21 protein-coding genes and 1 pseudogene are annotated in these 23,311 nt (G+C 64.2%); 9 read left to right on the plus strand and 13 right to left on the minus strand.

What is annotated here, in order from left to right; genetic code table 11:
* Positions 1-155: 155 nt before the first annotated feature.
* From tauA to tauC, 3 genes are all read left to right on the plus strand, one after another.
* The gene (gene tauA, locus BVH01_RS00115; protein ID WP_075928399.1) at positions 156-1,139 is read left to right on the plus strand and encodes a taurine ABC transporter substrate-binding protein; all 984 of its coding nucleotides are present in this window, start codon (positions 156-158) and stop codon (positions 1,137-1,139) included.
* A gap of 66 nt (positions 1,140-1,205) precedes the next feature.
* Positions 1,206-1,994, plus strand: coding sequence for a taurine ABC transporter ATP-binding protein (locus BVH01_RS00120; protein ID WP_075928400.1), 789 nt, complete (start codon positions 1,206-1,208; stop codon positions 1,992-1,994).
* Complete coding sequence (tauC, locus tag BVH01_RS00125) at positions 1,984-2,799, plus strand: taurine ABC transporter permease TauC (protein WP_075928401.1); 816 nt, start codon at positions 1,984-1,986, stop codon at positions 2,797-2,799. Before BVH01_RS00120 ends, tauC begins: the two co-directional genes overlap by 11 nt.
* 319 nt (positions 2,800-3,118) lie before the next feature.
* Here the strand turns inward: tauC and BVH01_RS00130 are convergent, their stop codons facing one another.
* The 3 genes from BVH01_RS00130 to BVH01_RS00140 all read right to left on the minus strand — a co-directional run bounded on the left by BVH01_RS00130 (position 3,119) and on the right by BVH01_RS00140 (position 7,073).
* Positions 3,119-5,524, minus strand: coding sequence for a TonB-dependent siderophore receptor (locus BVH01_RS00130; RefSeq protein WP_075928402.1), 2,406 nt, complete (start codon positions 5,522-5,524; stop codon positions 3,119-3,121).
* Between the two features lie 98 nt (positions 5,525-5,622).
* Positions 5,623-6,573, minus strand: a complete 951-nt coding sequence (locus tag BVH01_RS00135) for a FecR domain-containing protein (RefSeq protein ID WP_075928403.1) — start codon at positions 6,571-6,573, stop codon at positions 5,623-5,625.
* The gene (locus BVH01_RS00140) at positions 6,570-7,073 is read right to left on the minus strand and encodes a sigma-70 family RNA polymerase sigma factor (RefSeq protein WP_075928404.1); all 504 of its coding nucleotides are present in this window, start codon (positions 7,071-7,073) and stop codon (positions 6,570-6,572) included. The genes BVH01_RS00135 and BVH01_RS00140 overlap by 4 nt, the downstream gene beginning before the upstream one ends.
* A 173-nt stretch (positions 7,074-7,246) precedes the next feature.
* Here BVH01_RS00140 and BVH01_RS00145 point away from each other — a divergent pair, with 173 nt between their 5' ends.
* From BVH01_RS00145 to BVH01_RS00160, 4 genes are all read left to right on the plus strand, one after another.
* Positions 7,247-7,462 (plus strand): dodecin, encoded by a 216-nt coding sequence (locus tag BVH01_RS00145; protein WP_075928405.1) that lies wholly within the window; start codon positions 7,247-7,249, stop codon positions 7,460-7,462.
* 112 nt (positions 7,463-7,574) lie between these two features.
* The gene (locus tag BVH01_RS00150) at positions 7,575-7,796 is read left to right on the plus strand and encodes a DUF1161 domain-containing protein (RefSeq protein WP_075928406.1); all 222 of its coding nucleotides are present in this window, start codon (positions 7,575-7,577) and stop codon (positions 7,794-7,796) included.
* A gap of 159 nt (positions 7,797-7,955) precedes the next feature.
* On the plus strand, positions 7,956-8,951 hold the full coding sequence (locus BVH01_RS00155; RefSeq protein WP_075928407.1) for an LLM class flavin-dependent oxidoreductase: 996 nt from the start codon (positions 7,956-7,958) through the stop codon (positions 8,949-8,951).
* Between the two features lie 85 nt (positions 8,952-9,036).
* Positions 9,037-9,462, plus strand: a complete 426-nt coding sequence (locus BVH01_RS00160; RefSeq protein WP_075928408.1) for an OsmC family protein — start codon at positions 9,037-9,039, stop codon at positions 9,460-9,462.
* Positions 9,463-9,514: 52 nt separating this feature from the next.
* Here the strand turns inward: BVH01_RS00160 and BVH01_RS00165 are convergent, their stop codons facing one another.
* Positions 9,515-9,934 (minus strand): hypothetical protein, encoded by a 420-nt coding sequence (locus BVH01_RS00165; protein WP_075928409.1) that lies wholly within the window; start codon positions 9,932-9,934, stop codon positions 9,515-9,517.
* A 92-nt stretch (positions 9,935-10,026) separates the two neighbouring features.
* Between BVH01_RS00165 and BVH01_RS00170 the strand changes: the two genes are divergently transcribed.
* Positions 10,027-11,115, plus strand: a complete 1,089-nt coding sequence (locus tag BVH01_RS00170; RefSeq protein ID WP_139317755.1) for an aminopeptidase — start codon at positions 10,027-10,029, stop codon at positions 11,113-11,115.
* Between the two features lie 34 nt (positions 11,116-11,149).
* Entirely contained in the window at positions 11,150-11,404 is a 255-nt protein-coding gene (locus tag BVH01_RS00175) for a DUF1161 domain-containing protein (RefSeq protein WP_075928410.1), read from the plus strand.
* A gap of 20 nt (positions 11,405-11,424) precedes the next feature.
* Here the strand turns inward: BVH01_RS00175 and BVH01_RS00180 are convergent, their stop codons facing one another.
* From BVH01_RS00180 to tssH, 9 genes and pseudogenes are all read right to left on the minus strand, one after another.
* On the minus strand, positions 11,425-12,072 hold the full coding sequence (locus BVH01_RS00180) for an HAD family hydrolase (protein WP_075928411.1): 648 nt from the start codon (positions 12,070-12,072) through the stop codon (positions 11,425-11,427).
* 63 nt (positions 12,073-12,135) lie between these two features.
* Positions 12,136-13,101 (minus strand): hypothetical protein, encoded by a 966-nt coding sequence (locus BVH01_RS00185; protein ID WP_075928412.1) that lies wholly within the window; start codon positions 13,099-13,101, stop codon positions 12,136-12,138.
* Between the two features lie 80 nt (positions 13,102-13,181).
* Entirely contained in the window at positions 13,182-13,730 is a 549-nt protein-coding gene (locus BVH01_RS00190) for a hypothetical protein (protein ID WP_075928413.1), read from the minus strand.
* Between the two features lie 231 nt (positions 13,731-13,961).
* Positions 13,962-14,375 (minus strand): hypothetical protein, encoded by a 414-nt coding sequence (locus BVH01_RS00195; protein ID WP_075928414.1) that lies wholly within the window; start codon positions 14,373-14,375, stop codon positions 13,962-13,964.
* A 1-nt stretch (position 14,376) separates the two neighbouring features.
* Positions 14,377-16,179, minus strand: coding sequence for a DNA/RNA non-specific endonuclease (locus tag BVH01_RS00200; protein ID WP_075928415.1), 1,803 nt, complete (start codon positions 16,177-16,179; stop codon positions 14,377-14,379).
* Positions 16,169-17,281 (minus strand): DUF2169 domain-containing protein, encoded by a 1,113-nt coding sequence (locus tag BVH01_RS00205; RefSeq protein WP_075928416.1) that lies wholly within the window; start codon positions 17,279-17,281, stop codon positions 16,169-16,171. Before BVH01_RS00205 ends, BVH01_RS00200 begins: the two co-directional genes overlap by 11 nt.
* Before the next feature lie 21 nt (positions 17,282-17,302).
* Positions 17,303-17,764: a hypothetical protein gene (locus BVH01_RS00210; RefSeq protein WP_075928417.1), complete on the minus strand. Its 462-nt coding sequence runs from the start codon at positions 17,762-17,764 to the stop codon at positions 17,303-17,305.
* A gap of 955 nt (positions 17,765-18,719) precedes the next feature.
* Positions 18,720-20,576, minus strand: a pseudogene (locus BVH01_RS24890) (type VI secretion system Vgr family protein); the annotation flags it as partial.
* Positions 20,577-20,601: 25 nt separating this feature from the next.
* Positions 20,602-23,304: a type VI secretion system ATPase TssH gene (gene tssH, locus BVH01_RS00220; protein WP_075928418.1), complete on the minus strand. Its 2,703-nt coding sequence runs from the start codon at positions 23,302-23,304 to the stop codon at positions 20,602-20,604.
* Between the last annotated feature and the right edge of the window lie 7 nt (positions 23,305-23,311).

Consider the following 23,311-nt stretch of genomic DNA (forward strand, 5'->3'; position numbering starts at 1 on the left):
CGCTGGCGCTCTGGCTCGCGGCTGTGACAGGCGGCTCTAAGCTAATCATTAAATGTTATTGGAAGGATATTTTTTATAACCATAAATTTCTCGCAACAGCGCCACTGAGGCGCAGGCAGCCGGGACGGCTCGGTGCCCATTGCGAGGAGTTGCTCATGAAACATGCCTTAAAGACCCTGCTGCTCGCCGTCGTGGCTGCCACCAGCCTGCAGGCCCAGGCGGCCGATATCGTGATTGGCTACCAGACCGGCGTCGACCCGTCCAAGGTCGCCCAGGCCGACGGTGCCTACGAGAAAGCCATCGGCGAGAAGCTCGACTGGCGACGCTTCAATTCCGGCCCCGAAGTGGTGACCGCCCTGGCGTCCGGCGACGTGCAGATCGGCAACCTCGGCTCCAGCCCTCTGGCTGCGGCCACCTCGCGAAAATTGCCGCTGGTGACCTTCCTGGTCGCGGCGCAGATCAACGCCGCCGAGGCGCTGGTGGTACGCAACGGCAGCGGCATCGACACACCCGAGCAGCTGGTTGGCAAGACCATCGCCACGCCGTTCGTGTCCACCTCCCACTACAGTCTGCTCGGTGCCCTCAAGCACTGGAACATCGACCCGAGCAAGGTGAAGATCGTCAACCTCAACCCCGCCGAGATCAACGCGGCCTGGAAGCGCGGTGACATCGATGGCGCTTTCGTCTGGTCGCCGGCCCTGGGCGAGATCAAGCGCAGCGGCAAGGTACTGACCGATGCCGCCGAAGTCGGCAAGTGGGGCGCGCCCACCTTCGAGGTGTGGGTCGCTCGCAAGGATTTCGCCGAGAAGCACCCCGAGGTGCTCGCCGAGTTCGCCGGCGTGACATTGGACGCTTTTGCCGACTACCAGGCCAACGCCGCCAAGTGGACCGCCGACTCCGAGCAGGCCAAAAAGATCGCCAAGCTGATCGGCGCCAACGCCGCCGACATTCCCGAGTTGCTGGCCGGCTCGACCTACCCCAACGCGCAGCAGCAGGTGAGCGCCGAGCTGCTGGGCGGCGGCACCGCCAAGGCCACCGCACGCACGGCTGAATTCCTCAAGGAACAGAAGCGCATTCCCGCCGTCCTGCCGGACTACTCGCCCTACGTGAGTGCCGAGTACGTGCCCAAGGCGCAGTGAACCCGAATCACCTTCACGACAGGTTTGCCCCTCTTCGGAGGGGCTTTTTTAATTGAGGAGTCGACCATGAGCCGACTGAATGCCGAGCGGGTCAGCCTGAGTTTCGAGCGCCGCGGTGAGGCGCAGGTGATCCTGGATAACTTCGACCTGCAGATCGACAAGGGTGAGTCGGTGGTCGTGCTCGGCCCGTCGGGCTGCGGCAAGTCGAGCCTGCTCAACGTGCTGGCCGGTTTTCAGCCAGCGGGCAGCGGCCGTGTGCATATCGACGGTAAAACCCTGCAAGGCCCGGGCGGCGAGCGCGGCGTGGTCTTCCAGGACGACGCGCTGATGCCCTGGCTCGATGCCCTCGACAACGTCGCCCTGGGCCTGCGCCTGCGCGGCCTGAGCAAGGCCGAGCGCCATGCGCGGGCGCTGCAAGTGCTGGAGCTGGTCGGCCTGGCCAGCCATGCCCACCATCAGGTCGGCGAGCTGTCCGGCGGACAGCGTCAGCGCCTCGGCCTGGCCCGGGCGCTGGCGGTCGACCCGGATTTCCTGTTGCTCGACGAGCCCTTCGGCGCCCTGGATGCACTGACCCGTGAGCGCATGCAGGTGCTGCTGCTCGACGTCTGGAAGCGCACCGGCAAGGGCCTGTTCCTGATCACCCACAGCGTCGACGAGGCGCTGTTCCTGGCCACCGACCTGATCGTGCTGGATGGCCCGCCCGCTCGCGCGGTGCTGCGCCGGCAGTTGCCGTTCGCGCGCCGTTACACCGCCGGCGAGCCCGTACGTTCGATCAAGGGCGATCCCGCCTTCGCGCAGTTGCGCCAGGAGTTGCTCGACATTTTCCTGCAGGAGCCCGCCGACCATGCCTACTGAAGCGCTACGCAGCACTCTGAACGTCCGCCGTCGCCGCCTTGCCATCGGCCTCGACCGCCGCCGCGTGGCCGCCTTCGGCACCCTGGCCGCGCTGGCGAGCCTGTGGTGGCTGGCCACGCACCTGGGCTGGATCGACACCATCTTCTTGCCGGCGCCCGAGCAACTGCTGGTGGCGCTCAAGGGCTTGCTGCACGACGGCTACCTGGACGCCACCCTGTGGCAGCATCTGAGCACCAGCCTATGGCGCGTGCTGATGGCCCTGCTGGCGGCGGTGATCACCGCCGTGCCGCTGGGCATCGCCATGGGTCTGAACCCGACGCTCAACGCCGCGCTCGACCCGCTGGTGGAGTTCTACCGGCCCATTCCGCCTTTGGCCTACCTGCCGTTGATGGTGATCTGGTTCGGCATCGGCGAGTTGTCCAAGGTGCTGCTCATCTACCTGGCGTTGTTCGCGCCGCTGCTGATCGCCACCGTGGGCGGCGTGCGCCGCGTCGACAAAGCGCGCATCCAGGCGGTGCGTTGCCTGGGCGCCAGCCGTCTGCAGGTGGTGCGCCACGTGATTCTGCCCAGCGCGTTGCCGGACATTCTCACCGGTTTGCGCATCGCCCTTGGCGTCGGCTGGTCGACGCTGGTGGCTGCCGAGCTGATCGCTGCCAATCAGGGCCTGGGTTTCATGGTGCAGTCCGCTGCGCAGTTCCTCGCCACCGACGTGGTGGTGGTCGGCATCCTGCTGATCGCCGGTATCGCCCTGGCCATCGAGCTCGGGCTGCGTGTGCTGCAGAAGCGCTTCGCATCTTGGAACTGACTGCTGAGCGGGCCTGAATAGATAAAGACCTATGACCACCGTATTCGAACGCATCGGCCAGGCCCTTGGCCAACTGCTCGGCAGGCCTCGAGGCGCTGCCCGTACCGATTCGCGTGCACCCGGAGACCGGGCGCAAGGGCCTGTTCGTCAGTGAGGCGTTCACCACCTGTATCAACGAGCTGGGCCGCCGGGGCATTGTGCTGGCAACCACCGTTGCGTATAGCGCAGCGCATGACCATCCGCGGTGTCGCGATCGACAAGCACCTCGGACAGGCGTTTGTCGGTCGCAGATCTGCCGGGGCAGGGGCGCATGCGCGGGTCAGAAGTCGCCTCTTAGCGTGAGCATGTAACTGCGCGGTTCGCCGTAGGTGGTGCCACGCGTCCAGTAGCCGGTCGACGCGAAATACTTGCGGTCCAGCAGGTTCTGCACATCGATGCCCACCGTCCAGTGCGGGTCGAGCTGGTAGGCCGCACGGGCGTCGAAGATCGCTCGTCCGCTGTTGCTCACCCCGTTGTAGGCATCGTGGTAGCCATTCTGGGCCGACACGCCAGCGCCGACACTCGCGCGGCTCCAGGCACCGGGCAGCGTGTAGTTAGTGTTGAGACGCAGCATGTGCTTGGGGGTTTGCGCCGAGATCGGCCCGCCACTCGATTGGCGGGTGGTGTTGAAGGTGTAGCCGGCCGCCACCTGCAGGCCCGGCAGCAGTTCCCCGCTGGCCTCGGCCTCGAAACCCTTGCTGCGATTGATGCCGTCACCGTTGAGCCAGCAGCGGCCGGCCGGGTCACTTGGGCAGGCGCCGTCGTTTTGCATGTCGCGTACCGCCACGTCCTGCTGCTCGATGTAGAACAGCGCGAAGGACAGGTTCAGGCTTTTGTCGAACAGCTCGCCCTTGAGGCCGGTCTCGTAGTTGGAACCCACCGAAGGATCGAGCAGGCTACCGGATACCGTGCGGTAATCGGCCTGCGGCAGAAACACGTCAGCGTAGCTGGCGTAGACCGACCATTGCTCGTCCAGATCGTAGATCGCGCCCACGAATGGAGTGAATTCGTGTTTCTGCTCGTTGACCGACACGCTGTCGTCGTTCCACGCCTCGGTCTTGTACCAACTCAGGCGCGCGCCGAGCACGAAGCTCAGGTCCTGGGTAGCGCGCAGGCGCGTGTTCAGGTAGGTGCCGTACTGGGTTTCGAAGGTGTCGTTCCTGGCGTCCCAGCCCTGGCGCGCGAGTTCAGGCACGTTGTCGTGGCTGGGGGCGAAGACGTTGAGCGGTAAGGGGCTGTCCAGGCGTACCGTGGCGTCCTTGTCGTTCAGCTTGCGCCTTGACCAGTTGGCGCCCACCGTCAGGCTATGGGTCAGGCCGAAGGCCTCGAACTCGCCGTCCAGGTGGCCGTCGGCGGCGTTGGAGGTGGCGTCGAACTTGTGGTAACTGATGTCGTTGACCTGCGGGCCGCCTGCCACGGCGTACTGCAGGGAGTCCTCGGCGCTCCATTCGATGGCGCTGCGGTTGTAGCTGCTCTCGGTGTGCGACAGCGCCAGCTTGCCGGTCCAGCTGTCGTTGAAACGCTGGGTGATGTCGGCAAACACCTCATCGACGCGGGTCTGCATCTTGGTCCAGTCCTGCCCCAGGTAGGTCGAGCGTTTCAAGTGTGGATTGCTGCCATCCGGGTTGGTTGGCAGGCCCAGCACGCTGTAGCCATCGGTGCGCAGCGTCTGGCGGCGCAGCCCCAGGGCCAGCGTGGTGCTGTCGCTCAGGTCGCTTTCGACGATGCCGTACAGCAGCGGCCTTTTGGAGGTGGTGACGTCGGTGAAGTAGCCACGGTCTTCGTAGGCGGCGACCAGACGGCCGCGCAGGCTGCCCTGCGGATTGAGGCGGCCGCTGGCGTCCAGATCCAGGCGGTAGTTGTCCCAGGATCCGGCACGCGTCATGACGGTGAAGCGCGGGTCGGCGGTCGGTCGCTTGCGCACCAGGTTCACCGCGCCGCCGGGGTTGCCCGCGCCGACCAGCAGTCCGGAGGCGCCACGCAGGACTTCCACGCGGTCGAACAGGGCCATGTCAGGCACCATCAGGCCGGTGTAGCCATAGGCCAGGCCGGGTACACCGTCGACCATGTAGCTCTCATCGCTGAGGTCGAAGCCGCGGGAACTGAAATGGTGGTTGCCGTAGCCGCGATTGGCGCGGGTTATGCCAGGGGTCTGGGCCATCACCTGATCGAGGGTCACCAGGTTCTTGTCATCCATCAGCTTGCGGGTTACCACGGTGACCGACTGGGGCGTTTCACGCAGCGACCGCGCTGTCTTGCCGAGCGTGACCGCGCCGGAGGTGTAGGAACCCGAGCCTTCGGTGACCTCACTGAGCCCCATGCCGTTGATGTTGGTGGCGCCCAGTTCCAGTGCTCCCTGTGCCTGCACTGCCGGCACCACGCTGAACGCGCCACTGCTGGTGACTATTACCTGCAAGCCGCTGTCGCCCAGCGCACGTTGCAGGGCTTGCAGCGTGCTCATCGCGCCGACGATGGCCGGTGCCCGTTTGTTGGCCACCAGCGCAGGGTCGAGCGACATGACCTGGCCGCTCTGGCGGGCGATGGCATTGAGGGTGGTGCCCAGACCAGCAGCCGGCAGTTCGAAGTTCAGCAGTTGTTGCTGAAGGTTTGACTCGGCATGGGCGATTGCCATCGGCAGCCCTGAGGTCAGTGCGATAGCCAGGGCGAGAGGCCAGGGTTTGAACACGGGGATTCTCCTGAAAAGTGAGGTCGTCAGGAGAGAGGTGCAACGAGATATGAAAACCGGACACGGATGCGAAGGATATTCATTCGTTATCTGGCGGATTAACCGCGGGGGCCGATCAGGGTCAGCCAGGGGCCATAGCGCTCTATCCTTAGTGGCAGGGTTTCGGCCAGCGCTGCCAGTGTGCGGTCGCTGTCGTCCAACGGGAAAACACCCTGGACACGCAATTGCCGTACTTGCGGAGCGAGCCGTAGCAGGCCGCTGCGATAGGCGCGCAATGCGTCGATCACCGTCTCCAGCGGCTCGTCGAGCACACTCAGTTGTCCCTGCAGCCAATCGGCGCGATAACGCTGGTCGCCTGCCAGGCGCCTGATGCCTGTCGGTTGCAGCGCGGCGGCCTGGCCCTCCTGCAGGTCAAGATGGTGCCCCGTGGGTTGCGAGACACGCACCGAGTGCTGCAGAACTACCACGCGGCTCGACTCGGCTTGGCGTTCGACCATCAAGCGTGTGCCCAGCGCGCGCGCTTCGCCGTGGGAGGTACGAACCACGAACGGCCGCGCCGGGTCGGCGGCCACCTGAACCAGCAGCGCTCCCTGGCGCAAATGCAGCAGACGATGCTGCGCGCGCAGGTCGAGGTCGACTGCACTGTCGGCATTGAGGGTCAATTGGCTGCCGTCGCTCAGGGTCAGGGTACGTCGCTCGCCGCGGCCAGTGCGCAGATCGGCCAGCAGGACGCGACCGGGATCGCTGCGCGCCGCCAGCCACAGGCTGCCGCCAAGCAGGCCGAGGCCGACCAGCCCGCGCAACAGGTCACGACGGTTGGGTTCGCTATGCAGCAGGCTATCGCGCAGGTGGCCGGGCGCCTGGCGCACCCGTTCGTAATGACCGCCCAGGCCGCGTTGCAATTGAGCCCAGGCCTGCTGATGCGCCGTATCGCTGGCCAGCCAGGCCTCGAAACGCGCTTTTTGCCGAACGCTCGGGGTACCGGCGCGCAGCTGTACCATCCAGGCGATGGCCTCTTCTGCAGCGCGCCCGAGTGGAGCCTCGCTCATGGTTGCATGGCGCTCAGGTAGCACTGACGCAGCGCCTGGGTCATATAGCGGCTCACCGTACGTTCGGACACGGCCAGGCGTCGGGAAATCTCGACATAGCTGAGTTCGTCGAGCTGGCTATACAGGAAGGCTCTCTTGACCACCAGTGGCAGCCCATCGAGGGCCTGGTCGATGGCATCCAGAGCCTCGAGCAGCAGCAGGCGCTCTTCGGGTGAGGGCATCAGCGCCTCGGGCACTTGTGCCAGGCGCTCCAGGTACGCCAACTCCAGGCGTTTACGGCGGTGACGGTCAAAGATCAAGCGGCGCGCGATGGTCGACAGAAACGCGCGCGGCTGCTCGATGCTCGCCGGGTCGACGCGCGCGTTGAGCATCTGGCAAAAGGTCTCGGCGGCGGTGTCTTCGGCATCGGCCCGGTTGCGCAACTGGCGCTGGACGTATTGCACCAACCAGCGATGATGATCGCTGAAGAAAAAACCTAGCGCGTTGGAATGGCTGCGCACAGCGTGACGTTCCGTAAAGGGTGCTAATGTTTCTCATTCTAAAGTTCATTGGCAAATGCCGGCAATCGTCATCGGCATGGCGCACCACAAAAACCTGAACTTAGCAGCGCTCTCCAGTGACTGATTGATTAAGGGCGATCAGCCCACCTTAATTCACAGCCCTGGAGGCGGATATGTCGGATCATCACACTTACAAGAAGGTCGAGCTGGTTGGCTCGTCCACCTCGAGTATCGAAGATGCCATCAACAATGCCCTGGCCGAGGCCAGCAAGAGCATCCGGCATCTGGAGTGGTTCGAAATCACCGAAACCCGTGGTCACATCGCCGATGGCGCGGTGGCTCACTATCAGGTCACTCTGAAAGTCGGCTTCCGCGTCGCCAACAGCTGATCGCGGGCCTGGGCAGCCGCAGGTACTTGCCATAACGGCGATCTGCGGCTTTATTGAGTCGGGACAATTTTAGGCACCCGGCGTTGTTCACTGGTACGAGGGAGCGTTTGTGATGAAGAAAGTGTTGTTTGCAGCAGGCCTGATGGCACTCGCTGGTTCGGCTTTCGCGGCCAAGGACTGCGAAGAGCTCAAAGGCGAGATCGATGCGAAGATCCAGGCCAATGGTGTTGCGTCCTACACCCTGGAAATCGTCGACAAAGGCAGCGTGACCGATCGCCAGGTGGTCGGCACCTGCGGTGGCGACACCAAGGAAATCGTCTACCAGCGCAATTGATGACGATGGTTCGAAGCCGGCTCGCAGCCTCTGCGCAGCCGGCTTTTTACTGCCTGCGATTTGTCACGAGTTGGCCTGAGCCGGTTGGGAGGCGTAGGATAAGACCTACTGTTTTACTCGGGTAAGGCCTCGGCGTTATCCATCAGCAAGGGTTTTCTCATGTCCGCACTCGCGAAACTTCCTTTCTCCGTTCTCGACCTGGCGCCGATCCGCGACACCGGCAGCCCGCAGCAGGCGCTGCACAACTCGCTGGCGCTGGCCCGGCACGTCGAGTCGCTGGAATTCAACCGTTTCTGGGTCGCCGAACACCACAACATGGACGGCATCGCCAGTTCGGCCACCGCTGTTTTGCTTGGCTATCTGGCCGCCGGCACTTCGCGCATTCGCCTGGGCTCGGGCGGGGTGATGCTGCCCAACCACGCGCCGCTGGTGGTCGCCGAGCAGTTCGGCACCCTGGCGACCCTGTATCCGGGGCGCATCGAGCTGGGTCTGGGCCGCGCGCCAGGCGCCGACCAGTTCACCGCCCATGCGCTGCGCCGCGAGCGCTCCGGCAGCGCTGACGACTTCCCCCAGGATGTCGCCGAACTGCAGCGCTACCTTGGCCCGCGTACTCCGGATCAACGCGTCATCGCCGTGCCCGGCACCGGCACCAACGTACCGATCTGGCTGCTCGGCTCGAGCCTGTTCAGCGCCCAGTTGGCTGGTGAGCGCGGTTTGCCCTATGCCTTCGCCTCGCACTTCGCGCCGCGTTACGTGCACGAGGCGATCAGGGTCTACCGCAACGCCTTCAAACCGTCCGAGGTGCTCGACAAGCCTTACGTGATGCTCGGTGTACCACTGCTGGCCGCCGATACCGACGAGCAGGCGCAGTACCTGGCGACCTCCGCCTACCAGCGCATCCTCTCGCTGATCCGCGGCCAGAGTCTGGTGCAGCGCCCGCCGGTGGAGTCGATGGAAGGCCTGTGGCTGCCCCATGAGCGCGATGCCGTGGGCAGCTTCCTGGGCATGGCGGTGATCGGCGGGCCGCAGAAGATTCGCGCGCGGCTTGAGGTATTGCTCGAGCAGACCGAGGCCGACGAGCTGATCTTCACCTGCGACCACTACGACTTCGCTGACCGCCTGCACGCCTTCGATATCCTCGCCAGCCTGCGCTGAGCAGCCGGTCACCCGGCAAAAAACTCGAACTTGCCCGGCTGCTGTCTCTCTGAATTCTGTACCCCTTATCAACAGGAGCGTAAAGATGAAGAAGACAGCATCGGCCCACTGGCAGGGCGGCATCAAAGACGGCAAGGGCACCATTTCCACCCAGAGCGGTGTGCTTTCCGAACAGCCCTACGGCTTCAATACCCGCTTCGAAGACAAGCCCGGCACCAACCCCGAAGAGCTGATCGGCGCAGCCCATGCCGGCTGCTTTTCCATGGCACTGTCCAAGGAGTTGGGTGAGGCGGGCATGACTGCCGAGAGCATCGACACCAAGGCCGAAGTCACTCTGGACAAGCAGGACGGCGGCTTCGCCATCACTGCCGTGCATCTGTCGCTGAAGGCCAAGATTCCGGGCGCTGACCGCGCTGCCTTCGAGAAAGCAGTGGAAACCGCCAAGACCGGTTGCCCGGTATCCAAGGTGCTGAACGCCGAGATCACCCTGGAAGCCGTGCTGGAAGCCTGAACGGCTTCCGCCTGCCAGACCTGAGCCGCCTTGCGCGGCTCAGTCCTTCAGATCAAAAAGTGCCGCAGCGCAGATTCTTGCCCTGCGCCAACACGTTGCGGTCGGCATCGTAGAGCGCCGCCTGGGCACGCATTGCTGCCGAACGGGCCTCGACGCGATAGCGCTGACCAGCCTTGAAGTCGTCATAGCGAATGCGCACGTCACAAGTCAGCTCCTGTGGCTCGGAGATCATCGACGAGCCACCGCCGCCGGCGATCTCGAAGCGATAGCGCATGTCCAGCTCATGGGCGCCCGGTGTCACCTGGAAATAACGACCGTCATTGACCCGCTCGCGATCCAGGCGTTCGGCCATGAGCAGGTCGATGCCTTCGCCCTTGAGGTCGATCCAGGCCATGTTCGGGTCGGCGGCCGGCAGCGGCGACGCGCAGGCGCCCAGAAGCAGCAGGCTGGCAAGCAGGAGGGGCTGGCGCATCGAGGTATCTCCCATGGGCCGATTCGGTGGATGCAGCAGTATCGCGCAAAGCGGCCGCGACTTCGCGGTAGGATGAGGCGATCACCCTTCACATGACCACGGCCATGCTCGAGCAGTGCATCTCTTTTCTTGTCGACCTGTCGCGCCGCGCGACGGTTCCCCTGCTGGCCTTGGCGCTGACCGGCTGCAGCACGGTCGATTACTACGGGCAACTGGCCCGTGGGCAGTTGCAATTGCTGAGCGCGCGGCAGCCGGTGCAGGCGCTGATCGACGATCCGGCCACCGATGCGAAGCTGCGCGAGCGGCTGGCGCTTTCCCAGCAGGCGCGACGCTTCGCCAGCGAGAGGCTGGCGCTGCCGGACAACCGCAGCTATCGGCTGTACGCCGACCTGCAGCGGCCGTTCGTGGTGTGGAACCTGTTCGCCACCGAGGAGTTCTCGCTGCAACCGCAGCTGCACTGCTTTCCGATTGCCGGCTGCGTGGCCTATCGCGGCTTCTACCAGCAGAATCGGGCCCGTGGCGCGGCGGCCCTGCTCCAGGCCCAGGGGCTGGATACCTACCTGGGCGGCGTGGAAGCCTATTCGACCCTGGGCTGGTTCGATGACCCGATCCTCAACACCATGCTGCGCTGGAGCGACGAGCGCCTGGTCGCGGTGATCTTCCATGAGCTGGCGCACCAGCAGTATTACCTGGCCGGCGATACGGCATTCAACGAGTCCTACGCCACGTTCGTCGAGCAGGAGGGTTTGCGGCAATGGCGCGCGGCCCGCGGTCTGCCGGCCGCCAGAGAGCTCGGTGCGCAGCCGCGTGAACAATTCACCGCGTTGGTGCTGGCCAGTCGCGCTCGCCTGCAGACGCTCTACGCCAGTGGCCTGGATGCCGAGGCGATGCGTGCCGGCAAGCAGGCCGAATTCGCGCGCCTGCGCGCCGAGTATCGACAGTTGCGCGCGAGCCAGTGGCAGGGCGTGGGCTACTACGACAGCTGGATCAATGGCCCCTTGAACAATGCCAAGCTGCTGCCCTTCGGGCTCTATGACCAATGGGTGGCGGCATTCGCCAGGCTGTTTGCCGAGGTCGACGGCGACTGGCCGACGTTCTACCAGCGGGTCGCCGAATTGGGGGCTTTGCCGCAAACGCAACGGCTTATACAACTGCGAGCGCTGGACGCTGTCCCAGAGTAGGGTCAGAACCAACTAGACGCAGAGGAAGGTCGTGATGAGAGGATGGACGGCAGTGATGCTGGTGCTGGGCGTGATGAGCAGCAACGCCTGGGCGGCGCCCAAGTCGTGCGAAGAGCTCAAGCAGGAAATCGAAGTGAAGATCCAGGCGGCGGGCGTTTCCAGCTACACGTTGGAGATCGTGCCCAACGAAGAGGTCGAAGACGACGCCATGGTGATCGGCACCTGCGATGGCGGCAGCCGCAAGGTGATTTACCAGCGCAACGACCTGACCGGATCGCGAATGATGTAGCGGCTCGCGCCGCCGCCACTTCAGGCGCTGAACGCCTGGCGCAGCTGAGCCAGCGTCTGCACATGGTGAGCCGGGCGCTCGCCGCTCAGCTCCTCCAGGCTACCGAATCCGTAACCGACCGCCACCGCCTGCAAGCCATTGCTGTGGGCGCCGATCAGGTCATGCTTGCGATCGCCGATCATCAGCGTGTCGGCCGTATCGAGGCCTTCCTGTTCGAGCAGGTAGGCGATCAGCTCCACCTTGTTGGTGCGCGTGCCATCCAGTTCGCTGCCGTAGATGGCCTTGAAGTAACGGGCGAAATCGAAGTGCCGGGCGATCTCGCTGGCGAACACCGTCGGTTTGCTGGTCGCGATGTACAGGGTGCGGCCCTGCTCCTGCAGCAGTTGCAGCAACTCGATCACGCCGTCGAACAGCTGGTTCTCGTACAGCCCGACCTCGCGGAAACGATCGCGGTAGTGGTTCACCGCCTCCCAGGCGCGTGCCTCGCTCAGGCTGTAGGTATGCATGAAGCACTGCAGCAGCGGTGGGCCGATGAAGTGCTCCAGCGCGACCAGATCGGGCTCGTGGATATCCAGTTTCGACAGCGCATATTGCACCGAGCGGGTGATGCCTTCACGCGGGTCGGTGAGGGTGCCGTCGAGGTCGAAGAGAACGGTGCGCTGCTGCATGTGAGGGTATCCGCTGGCCTGAATCGGCGCGGATTGTCCCGCACCGTGGGTTGCCGCGGCAACTCAGGCGGCGAGCGGACGATAGATCCAGCGCAGGCTCAGGAGGGTCAGCGGCCAGAGCAGCGCCAGCAGCAGGACGCCGAACAGCACCATCAGCGCCAGCACCAGAAACTCCGAGCCGGCATACAGCGCCACCAGCAGTACGAAACCCAGCACGCCGGCCACCAGCAGCCAGATCGCCATGCACACCAGCACGCTCGCCAGCAGGCGGCCCACTGCCAGCTGCGGCAATTGCGCCGGCAGCGAGCGCTGCGCGGCGATCAGCGCCACCAGCCCGTACACCAGGCCGACGGCGGTGCTGAGCCCGAGCATCCACTCCATGCCGTAAGGGCTGATGGCCGTGGTGGGCAGCAGCGTCAGCAGCTTGGTGTAGAGCACGATGAACAACAGGCCGAAGGCCAGCGCGGTCTCGCCACGGCTCACCTGGGTCAGCCCGCTCTGGAACTGGCCCGTGCGGCGCATCAGGTGCAGGCTCAGCCACAGCGGCAGCAGGGTCGCCAGTATGAAGGACACCAGGTTCAGCGGCAGCATGAGCAAGGTGGGCGAGATGCCGCGGGCATTTTCATACAACCAGGGAGATACCTGCGCCCACAGCAGGTTGTAGAGCAGGCCGACCACGAAGATGGCCACCAGGTAGAGGCCGACGAACAGCGCGATGAGCCGCGTCGGGCGGCTCACATCAACCACATCGTGGCGCTGCAGGTAATAGCGGGCGAGGAGCAGCGCACTGCAGCCGTCGACCGCCAGGGCGCTGAGCCAATAGGCCGCCAGCTGCCACAGGTTGTTCAGATAGGCCTGGAAATACTCCGGCTCCAGCGTCAGCCACATGATCAGCCAGTGGATCATCAGGCTCGCCGTACAGCACGCCAGCGCCGTGAACAGCAGGCGCATGGGCAGGCGTGATGACCGTCGAGGCTCGATGCCATGGCCGGACTCGGCCTGGCCGATGACGGGGGAGGGGTTATCCATGGCGATTTCCTTTTGCGGCGACGCGGCGCCAGCAGGGTTGAGAGCAAATAGGTGGGCTTGAAGCAGGTTGTACGTGCGCCTCAGCGAGACGGCGGCGGCAGCCATTGCGAGCGACCGAAGCGGCCACGCAGCCAGGTGAGCGGCCACATGAGGGCCGACAGAATCAGCAGATACTCGACGAAGCGAAACGGCACCACTATCCAGCTGCTCAGCTCATCCACCTTGTGGCCGCTGGCATCGACGAAGCGGAAGTCGTAATTCACCCCGGTGCTGCCGCCGCCGTGGGTGACGATCTCCCGGGTCTCCAATTGCGCGCCAGCCGGGGCGAACAACCACTCCAGCGGTTTGTTGTAGACCGGGTTGCCGCGGGCATCGAGGAACATGCCGACATAGGCGGCGATCGCAATCAGCACCGCCGCCGCCACTGGCTTCGCCCAGGTGATGCGTGCCTTCCAGGCAATGGCAGCGAACCCCAGCAAGACCGCCGCGCTGGCCACCCCATCGATGAAAATCGCCCCGGTGAAGAACAGGTAGAAGGCGAAACCGATCAGGCAGAACCCACCGATCACGGCGGCGGCGATGGCGAAGATGGTGAGAACGGTCAGGAAACTGGAGCGTGGTTTTTTCATAGGGCGATTTTAGTGCAGGGCCGAATGGGGCAGTACAGTTGATAGCCGCCGCTTCGCATCCAGCCCTGCGTGTCTGCGTGGCGTCCAGGGCTGGCAACTGACCTACGCACTTCCAGCCCAAGGTCGGCAGTCGGGATATGTTTGAGTTGTAAGCATTTTCGGTAAGCAGACCATGTGGCGGCTGGCTGCGTGAGCTGTCGGGGCACGGGCAGAGGCCAGGACGCGGTGCCTTCAGTTAGGCTGCGGCGGAACGCGGTCCTGCAACTCCGGTCGAGGGTAGCTGCGAAACTCGTCCGCCCACTTATCGGTAGAAGGAATGATTTCAAAGGCTGGCAGTTCGTCGTAAATGAAATCGAAGCGGAAGTTACCATCAGGTGTGATTTTGAATGTTGCGGTGTACCAGGCATGGCCATTTTCATGCAGTGCGGCCATCTTGGGCCGTAGCTCGCGAAACGCGTCGCTGACCTCATCTTCCGCAACGAACGACACGGCACGTTCATCACTCAGTCGATAGGAGCCTTTTTCGGAAAAGAAACGGGTGATCGCCAGGAAGCAATAGCTAGCCTCCGTCCAACCCTCATCGGGCAGCGCCTCATATACACCTTGGGCTATTGTTTGCTGCAGCTGCTGTATCTCGGGCGTCATTTCAGTGACCTGTAGGATTGATGATGGTGTGTTTGGCCGTGTTGCCGCCAATCGTCTCGGTGATTCTGAACTCGCTGGCCCGCGCACTTCCATCGGTGTATATGGGCCTGATTTTAACATGTACGTCTTTTCCGGCCGCCAACTCGCTGGCCCATCGCTTCTCCATCTGTCCCCACTCACCGGCGTGGTAGTTATTGATGTCCTTGTGCATTGGCGTCAGGTTGCCTTTTCCACCGTGGCCGCCAAATTGTGAACCGATGAGGTGACCCCCCTGGTCGTCAGCCAGCCTTCCATCCTCCTTGCCAACGGTACGTTGAGCGTAGGGGTTGCGATCAGCTTTTTTCAGTGACAACTTGCCTTCGACAGAATTGATACGGCCTTCTGCGTCCGTAGTGTATTTGTAGCCATTGAGCTCATAACTGTCGTTGGCCTTCAGCCTGCGCTTCTTGACTTGAACGCCCTGTCGAGCGCTGTCCGAGGCTTTCCCCGCCTCCGATGTCGCCTCGGACGCGCGCGCGCTTTCACTGGTGGCTCCAGTGGCTTTACCTGCTTGCGCCGCACCCTCGGCTCCGCGAGCGGTGTCCGCCAAGGTATCTGCAGCCTCTATGCCACGCACTGCCTTGCTCGCCCTGCTGGCGCCCTTTACGACCACGCTGCCAGGTATGAACATCGACAGCACGGAGCCACCGGTTTGCGCATCGCTGGTCAGCTCGAACAGATCATCGGCATAGCCTGAACTCATCATCTGGCTCGCCTGCCGGGCGAGCTCATTGGCCTTGGCCAAATCACCGGCCTGGTGGGCAGCAACGGCTGCCTTTTCCATGGCGTTGGCGCGCACGGCGACGGGTGGGATGCCCGCCACCGATGTGTACTTGCTGGCCACCACGCCCAGGTTCCACAGGTCGGTGGGCAAGTTGCCAATGCCCTTCAGTACGCCGACGCCGGTATCCAGTGGATCATCTGCACTGGCTTCAGCGATTCGCTTGGTGCTGCTCCAGGCGCCGGAGCCGAAGTCCTTGGTCTTCTGCCACAACGAGCGCTCGTCGGCTTCTGCGTCGAGCAGCGCTTGCAGCTCCGGGTTGGCCTCTTTGTCGGGGGCTTGCGCCTGGGTGGCCGCGCTGCGCTGGGTCGTGACGACCTTGCCCAGTGCGCCGCCGATACCGGCACCATTGCAGTTGACCAGGCAGGTGCTGTCCTGGCGCACCAGGGGAATACCGTTGACCTTGACGTCGTTCTGGCCGCTGAGAAATCTGACGTAGCCGCCGCCCAGCGAGGTGCCGGCCACCACATGGGAGCCGGCATCGCCCTGAACGCCCTTGTGCAGGTCGCCGACGCGATAGACCGGCACGCCCTGGGCTTTGACGTCGGGCGAGGACTGGGTCTGGTTACCGATGGTGGCGAAGCTGTCGAAGGGCACCACGGCGTTGCCGACCTTGCAGAAGTCCGGTACCGAGCAGACCGCTTTCCACTCATGGCTGTCGTTGGCGGCGTGGCGGGCGTTGCCCACGAGGTCCTTGCCATCCTCCGTCGGCTTTGACTCCGCCAGTTCACCGTCTTTGAAGATGCCTTGGTCGTAGAGGTCTTTGACCTGTCTTGCGGTCTTGTCGAAGCTCTCCCGCTGCCCTGGAAAATACTCGCCGTTGCGGGCTGTGAAGGCTTCCCAAGGGTGGCCGCCACGGGCATACAGAGCATCCAGATTATTCAGGGCACTTGTAGCTTGGTCGGCACTGTCGATGCCGAAATTCTTACGAAACAGGTTGGCGTTGTGGTGAGGGCCCGCGACGATGTCGATATCAAGCGCCATGCACGTCCTCCTGTCTCAGGGGAGCGTCCAGCGTGCCAACCGCCAGCCGTCGCCATGGCTCGACGCGCTCGAAGGTGCCACGCCAGATCAGCGAGACCTGCCGGGCATCCAGGTCGATGGCGACGGTATCGAGCACCAGCGGCCCTTGCCGGCAAAGGCCGCTGGTAGTGGTCAGGGAGACCAGCGCCAGCACACCGGGTAGGCGGAAATGGGTCAGCCCCTCGGGCAGCAGGCCGAGCAGCGAGATGAATTCGTCGCCGGCCAGGTAGCCTGGCTGAACCAGGTCCGGCGGGGCGGCCTGGTAGAAGCGCTCGTCGAAATCATCGGGCAGCAGCGGGTAGCGCTCACGCTGCCAGTGCTCGTCGTAGGTGCCGGCGTATTGCAGGCGCTCCTGGCTCCAGCGGGCGAGGGGGGCGAGGCCTTGCGGCGGCAGAGTGTCATGGGGGCTAGCGACGGGCGCCTCGACATCCTCGATCTGCGGCGCCGGCAGTTCGCTTACTTCTTCGAGCCATTGGCGTAGCTGGGCCTGAGCCTCGGGTGACATCGCCTGAAGGTCGGCCTCGCTGGGCAGCCAGCCGCATCCAGCTGGATTCTGCGGGTTGTATACCCGCTCGATCTCGCCTTGCTCGCCCGTCCTTACGCTGTAGCAGCCGCCGAATGCGTAGCGGTAGTCGAGCGGCACCTGCGTGACGGATTCCGCGCCGCTCAGGCGCCATTGCTGCCCGTGGCGTTCGAAGCGCCGCGGGCCGTGCAACTGCAACAGCTTGCGCCGGTTGCCGACACGGATGCCGGCGAGCCAGCCCGGTTTGGCGACTCCGCCTTCACTGTGCGCCGTACCGGTGACGTAGATATCACTGGCCGGCTTGAGCAGCACCAGATCACCTTCGCGGCGCAGCACGCTCTGCAGAGGGTTGACCTCGGGATGACCGTCATACTCATCGGCATAGACGATGGCGGCCTGCTTCGCGGCGCGCTGCAAAGGTTTATAGCTGTCGTTCAAGTCGAAGGTGCCGCGCAGCACCAGCACGTCGTGGACGATGCCACCCGGCCCGGTTTTCTCGAACCAGGCGTGGGGAAAGCCGCTGCGGTTATCGATCTGCACGGTGCGCCCGTTCGCCCAGGGTCAGATTTCGTCGGGCAGCGCTGGCGCGGCCGTGACGAGCGACACGCTGTGCAGGCACTCGGGGTTGTTCTGCTTGAAGGCGAAGCGCAGTTGGCCCCAGGGCCGTGTGCTTTCCCAGACGCTGCTCTCGTGTAGCGAGCGACCACGCGGGGCCGAGACCAGCTGCAGCCCACCATATCGAGCCTGCAGCTCTTCGCGGCCGATGCAGGCACCGCTCAGAAACAGACCGACGGTCCCCTGTCCGCTCGCCTGCTCCTTGCTGAGCACCGTGAAACCGATCTGCGCGATGCGTACGTTGTCCAGCAAGGCCACATCGCCTCCAACCCAGCGAGCGCGATGTTCATCCTGCTTGTCCAGCTGCAAGGGACTACCGAGCGTCTGCTCGATCTTGGCCTTGGTCAGCGGTGCCTGTTGCGCCAATTGCTCGATGGCTTGCCAGAGCGTGAAAGAGGCTTGGTTCATCCGTTCGTTCTCGTTCGTTGTAGAGCAGGCTGTTGCGCTCGCCACCAGCAGATAGGCGAAGAGCCTGAAGAAAAGCCGTTTACTTGCCGACGTTGTCGTCATACCAGCTGCCGTAGTAATCGTTGTACGTGACGAACTGGCCGTCGACCTTGACCGATGACGTCTCGCCGCCCCACAAGCGACCCACCGCCGAGCGTGCAGCGTCGCTGTTGCCGTTGCCGAGCAGTTGGTCGTAGGCCGCGTTGTAGCCGGCATGGTTGGCCGCCGAACCATTGATGCCGATGTCGGGGCCGCCGCTGGCGACGATTTCGCGCTGGACCTTGATGTTGTTCAGCACGGCTGCGCCTTCGTCCTTCAGCGCGCCATTGACGTATGCCGCCTTAGAGGACAAATCTTCCACGTACGGATTGGTGGCATGCCCCACTTCGTGGGCCAGCAACTGCGTCACCGTGTCGGGAGAGCCGCGCATGTCGCCATCGATGACGATCTTGCTGATGTCACCCTCCTGGGTGACGAAGGTCCCTTCGCCGGCAGGGCCATATTCGATATCCCAGCCGTCTTCTTGCAGCGTGCGAAGATCCTTCTGCAGCGAGGGTGATTGCGCGGCGAGGCGATCCACCGCGTTGCCCAGCCCGGTGGTCACCGCAGTGGGCGTCTGAGCCGCGGGCGAGCTGCTTTTCAGCGAAAGGCTGCTCTGCGCGTCGGCCCCCGGGCGCTTGTCATTGCCTTGGGCCGTTGGGCCTGCTTGTGAGCCGAGCCCGCGCACCACCCCGGCGATGGCCGCGAGCGCGCCCACCTGGGCGCCAGGCTCCAGCTTGCCGCTGTGCGCGGGGGCAGGTTGTGCAGTGCCCGAGTTGAGCAGGATGTCCGAAGGCGCATCGGCGTGCAGGTACTCCTGCGCCTTGAAATGGATGTCCTTGGCGCTGAGGTAGATGGCGTCCGGCGTCAGCGTCAGTTGTGAGCTGCCGACCTTGAATTCGATCTTGTCGCCGGCCGAAACGGCCCAGGTCTTGCCGATGAAGTCGGTGCGGTTCATGCCCACGGCCGAGAACATGGCCATGCCGACGTTGCGGTTATAGCCCAGGCCGACGTTGGTCATCTTCGCCATGCCGATGCTTTCGACCTTGAAGCGACCGATGTTGACCGTCTTGTTGTGGCCAATGCTGTAACGCTCGTTGCGGGCGATCTTCTTGGTGCGATTGGCGCCCACGTCGACGGTCTCGTTACGGCCGATGGATTTGCTGCGGTCGCGGCCGACGGCGTGGGTTTCGTCCTGCTCGACGACGATGTCCTGATTGCGTTCGGCATGGATGTACAGCTGTTCTTCGCCCTTCTTGTCCTCCATGCGGATTTCATTGAACTGAGCAGGTGTGCCGCCCTTGCTCGAGCGGCTCTTGATGCCGCTCTGGGTGGCGTTGGCCGGAAGGTCGTAGGGCACCGTCTGTTCGGCGTTGTAGACGCGGCCAGTGATGATCGGCCGGTCGGGGTCGCCCTCCAGGAAGCTGACGATCACTTCCTGGCCGATGCGTGGAATCTGGATCGCGCCCCAGTTCTTGCCCGCCCAGTTCTGCGACACGCGAATCCAGCATGAGCTGTTCTCGTTGGATTGGTCGTGGCGGTCCCAGTAGAAGTGCACCTTCACGCGACCGTACTGGTCGGTCCAGATTTCCTCACCCTGGGGGCCGACCACCAATGCCGTTTGCGGGCCCTGCACGATGGGCTGCACGGTCAGCGGTAGCGGACGGAACACCTGGCTGGCATCGATACAGTCGAGGCGGCTGTCGAATTGCAGCGGTTCATCATGGGTGTTGTTCTCGAAGGCTTCCTGAACGATCTGGTAGTCGGCACTGACGGTCAGGTATTCGCGGTTCTGATCGGCGCGTGGGTAACCGGTCATGCTGAACAGGTGGCCGGAGCCGATGCCGCGGGCGTTGGTACGCAGCTGAATGCGCTCGTACTGCGTCTGGATGGCCTCGATACGGTTGCGGGCGTATTGCTCGCCGTCCTTGCTCTGCACGTATTCGCCGGGGTAGTCGAACAGCGGATGACCGGCGTTGCTGTGCGCCCGTGAGACGATCGAACGTACTTCCAGGCGGGCGCTGGGGCGCTGGAAGTCGTAGTCGTTGAGCTCCAGCGAACCGGGTTGTACCTCGTGATCGAGGTGCCAGTCGTAGATGTGATCGCGCTCGCGCATCTGATCTTCCAGGGGGAAGAAGGGAACGCTGGCGTAGCCCGGTGCTGCTCGATGCGCACCGTAGGCGTCGCACAGCACCAGCACATGGCGGGCCTGCTCGTGGCGGAAGTAGTAGTAGATCCCTTCCTGCTCGAGCAGCCGGCTGACGAAGTCCAGGCTGGTTTCCCGATACTGAACGCAGTAGTCCCACTCGCGGTAGGTGCGCGTCAGCGCGTCTTCGAAGTCGGAGAAGCCCAGGTCGCGAAACACCTGCTTGACGATGTCGGGCACCGTCTTGTTCTGGAAGATCCGGCAGTCGGAGGTTCTCGATAGCAGCCACAACCAGGGCTTGAGGGTGACCCGGTAGCTGGCGAATTGTCCGCTACCGGCCGCCTGGCTGCAGCGCGCGGCGATACCGTGAAAATAACGGTCGCTGCCGTCGGCCAGTTGCAGGGTCAGGCCCATCGGCTTACCGAGCAAGGCGTTGAGCGGTAGCGAGTGGTCCTCGGATATCAGCGCCAACTCGTAGGCGAATGGCCGGCTGAGCTCATCCCGGCCTTCCATGCGGCGCAGCACCAGCACGTCACCACCCAGCGGGCTGGTGACGACGGCCATGCGTGCATCCTGAGTAATTGCCATCAAGCGTCCTCTCGCGCGGCGGGCGTTATTGCACCTGTTCGAACTGGTAATGCAGATCCTGGTTCTGCACGCTCACCTGCACGCCGGCGAGCGGCTTGCCTTCGAGCAGGCGGCCGAGGAACTCGCGGCTCATGTCCGGGAGCATGCTGTTGGTGAGGATCGCGTCGATCTGCCGGCCGCCGCTCTCGTTCTCGGTGCAGCGCGACACCACCAGATCGACCACCGCATCGTCGTAACTGAACGGCACCTTGTGGGTGCTTTCGATGCGCTTCTTGATGCGCTCCAGCTGCAGGCGGGTGATGGCCTTGAGCATGTCGTCCGACAGCGGGTAGTAGGGGATGGTCACCAGGCGGCCGAGCAGGGCTGGCGGGAAGATCTTCAGCAGCGGCTCGCGCAGTGCCTTGGCGATGCCTTCGGGCTCGGGCATCAGTTCCGGGTCGCTGCACAGCCCGGCTATCATCTCGGTGCCGGCATTGGTGGTCAGCAGGATCAGGGTGTTCTTGAAGTCGATCTGGCGGCCTTCGCCGTCTTCCATCACGCCCTTGTCGAACACCTGGAAGAAAATCTCGTGGACGTCCGGGTGCGCCTTCTCGACCTCGTCGAGCAGTACCACGCTGTAGGGGCGTCGGCGCACCGCTTCGGTCAGTACGCCACCCTCGCCGTAGCCGATGTAGCCCGGTGGCGCGCCCTTGAGGGTGGACACCGTGTGGGCTTCCTGGAACTCGCTCATGTTGATGGTGATGACGTTCTGCTCACCGCCATACAGGGCTTCGGCCAGGGCCAGGGCGGTTTCGGTCTTGCCCACGCCGGAGGTGCCGGCGAGCATGAACACGCCGATCGGCTTGTTGGGGTTGTCGAGCCCGGCGCGGGAGGTCTGGATGCGCTTGGCGATCATCTCCAGGGCGTGGTCCTGGCCGATGATGCGTTTCTTCAGGTGCGCATCCAGCTTGAGAACGGTCTCGATCTCGTTGCGCGCCATGCGCCCGACCGGAATGCCGGTCCAGTCGGCGACCACCGAGGCCACGGCCTGGTAATCGACGGTCGGCAGGATCAGCGGGTCTTCGCCCTGCAGGGCGCTCAGGCGGCTCTGCAGGTCGGCGAGTTTACTGCGCAGGGTGGCGTGTTCCTCGTCGCTCAGACGGGCAGCGCCGGCCTCGCGGCTGGTCTCGTCCACCGGTTCGGCGGCCGCGCGCAGGCTGGCGCGGGTGGCCAGCAGTTCGTCGACCAGCGCCTTTTCCTCGCTCCAGCGCGCTTCCAGGCCGGCCAGGCGGCTGCGCTCTTCGGCCAGCGCGAACTCGCTGTCGCGGCGGCGGCTGCCGATGTTCACGCCGATGGCCTCTTCACGGCCGATGATCGCCAGCTCGGTTTCCAGCGCTTCGATGCGTCGACGGCTGTCGTCCACCTCGGCGGGCACCGCGTGCAGGCTGATGGCCACGCGGGCGCAGGCGGTATCGAGCAGGCTGACCGACTTGTCCGGCAACTGACGCGCCGGAATGTAGCGATGCGACAGCTTGACCGAGGCCTCCAGGGCTTCGTCGAGAATCTGCACCTGATGGTGCTTTTCCATGGTCGAGGCAACGCCGCGCATCATCAGGATGGCGCGATGCTCGGAAGGCTCGTCGACCTGCACCACCTGGAAGCGACGGGTCAGGGCCGGATCCTTCTCGATGTGTTTCTTGTACTCGGCCCAGGTAGTGGCTGCCACGGTACGCAGGGTGCCGCGGGCCAGGGCCGGCTTGAGCAGGTTGGCGGCGTCGCCGGTGCCGGCCGCGCCACCTGCGCCGACCAGGGTGTGGGCTTCGTCGATGAACAGGATGATCGGCTTGGGCGAGCTCTGCACGTCCTCGATGACCTGACGCAGGCGCTGTTCGAACTCGCCCTTCATGCTGGCGCCGGCCTGCAGCAGGCCGACGTCCAGGCTGCGCAGCTCGACGTCCTTGAGGCTCGGCGGCACGTCGCCGGCGACGATGCGCAGGGCGAAGCCTTCGACTACTGCAGTCTTGCCCACGCCGGCCTCACCGGTGAGGATCGGGTTGTTCTGCCGGCGACGCATGAGGATATCGACCAGTTGGCGGATCTCGTCGTCACGGCCGACGATGGGGTCGAGCTTGCCGCTGCGCGCCTGCTCGGTGAGGTCGACGGTGAAGCGCTTGAGCGCTTCCTGCTTGCCCATGGCGCTCGGCGCGATGGCGCCGCTGGCCTCGCCCGGCGCGGCGCCGGCCTGGAAGCCGTCAGTGGCGGTCAGGGCGTTCTCCGGCGAGGTGCCGACCACTTCGTCGAAGCGCTCGGTGAGGGTCTCGACCTTGAGTTTGTCGAACTCACGGGAGATGGCCAGCAGCGCGTTGCGCAGGCTTGGCGTCTTGAGGATGCCGACGATCAGGTAGCCGGTGCGCACCTGGCTTTCGCCGAACATCAGGCTACCGTACACCCAGCCGCGCTCGACCGCTTCCTCGACATGGGAAGACAGGTCGGTGATCGAAGTGGAACCACGCGGCAGCCGGTCCAGGGCCTCGGTGATGTCCTTGGCCAGGCGCGCCGGCTCGATGCTGAACTGGCGGATGATCTGGTGCAGATCGGAATCCTGCAACTGCAGGATCTGGTGCAGCCAGTGGCTCAGTTCGACATAGGGGTTGCCACGCAGCTTGCAGAACACGGTGGCGGCTTCGATGGCCTTGTAAGCGACGCTGTTGAGCTTGCCGAACAACGCGGCGCGACTGATTTCACTCATTTTCCTG

The sequence above is a fragment of the Pseudomonas sp. PA1(2017) genome (assembly GCF_001945375.1).
Lineage (GTDB): Bacteria > Pseudomonadota > Gammaproteobacteria > Pseudomonadales > Pseudomonadaceae > Aquipseudomonas.

Excerpts from the sequence above, each read along its gene's own strand:
- tauA (WP_075928399.1), top strand. The coding sequence starts at position 156 with ATGAAACATGCCTTAAAGACCCTGCTGCTCGCCGTCGTGGCTGCCACC.
- BVH01_RS00120 (WP_075928400.1), top strand. The coding sequence starts at position 1,206 with ATGAGCCGACTGAATGCCGAGCGGGTCAGCCTGAGTTTCGAGCGCCGC.
- tauC (WP_075928401.1), top strand. The coding sequence starts at position 1,984 with ATGCCTACTGAAGCGCTACGCAGCACTCTGAACGTCCGCCGTCGCCGC.
- BVH01_RS00135 (WP_075928403.1), bottom strand. The coding sequence starts at position 6,573 with ATGAGCGAGGCTCCACTCGGGCGCGCTGCAGAAGAGGCCATCGCCTGG.
- BVH01_RS00145 (WP_075928405.1), top strand. The coding sequence starts at position 7,247 with ATGTCGGATCATCACACTTACAAGAAGGTCGAGCTGGTTGGCTCGTCC.
- BVH01_RS00150 (WP_075928406.1), top strand. The coding sequence starts at position 7,575 with ATGAAGAAAGTGTTGTTTGCAGCAGGCCTGATGGCACTCGCTGGTTCG.
- BVH01_RS00155 (WP_075928407.1), top strand. The coding sequence starts at position 7,956 with ATGTCCGCACTCGCGAAACTTCCTTTCTCCGTTCTCGACCTGGCGCCG.
- BVH01_RS00160 (WP_075928408.1), top strand. The coding sequence starts at position 9,037 with ATGAAGAAGACAGCATCGGCCCACTGGCAGGGCGGCATCAAAGACGGC.
- BVH01_RS00165 (WP_075928409.1), bottom strand. The coding sequence starts at position 9,934 with ATGCGCCAGCCCCTCCTGCTTGCCAGCCTGCTGCTTCTGGGCGCCTGC.
- BVH01_RS00170 (WP_139317755.1), top strand. The coding sequence starts at position 10,027 with ATGACCACGGCCATGCTCGAGCAGTGCATCTCTTTTCTTGTCGACCTG.
- BVH01_RS00175 (WP_075928410.1), top strand. The coding sequence starts at position 11,150 with ATGAGAGGATGGACGGCAGTGATGCTGGTGCTGGGCGTGATGAGCAGC.
- BVH01_RS00180 (WP_075928411.1), bottom strand. The coding sequence starts at position 12,072 with ATGCAGCAGCGCACCGTTCTCTTCGACCTCGACGGCACCCTCACCGAC.
- BVH01_RS00185 (WP_075928412.1), bottom strand. The coding sequence starts at position 13,101 with ATGGATAACCCCTCCCCCGTCATCGGCCAGGCCGAGTCCGGCCATGGC.
- BVH01_RS00190 (WP_075928413.1), bottom strand. The coding sequence starts at position 13,730 with ATGAAAAAACCACGCTCCAGTTTCCTGACCGTTCTCACCATCTTCGCC.
- BVH01_RS00195 (WP_075928414.1), bottom strand. The coding sequence starts at position 14,375 with ATGACGCCCGAGATACAGCAGCTGCAGCAAACAATAGCCCAAGGTGTA.
- BVH01_RS00200 (WP_075928415.1), bottom strand. The coding sequence starts at position 16,179 with ATGGCGCTTGATATCGACATCGTCGCGGGCCCTCACCACAACGCCAAC.
- BVH01_RS00210 (WP_075928417.1), bottom strand. The coding sequence starts at position 17,764 with ATGAACCAAGCCTCTTTCACGCTCTGGCAAGCCATCGAGCAATTGGCG.
- tssH (WP_075928418.1), bottom strand. The coding sequence starts at position 23,304 with ATGAGTGAAATCAGTCGCGCCGCGTTGTTCGGCAAGCTCAACAGCGTC.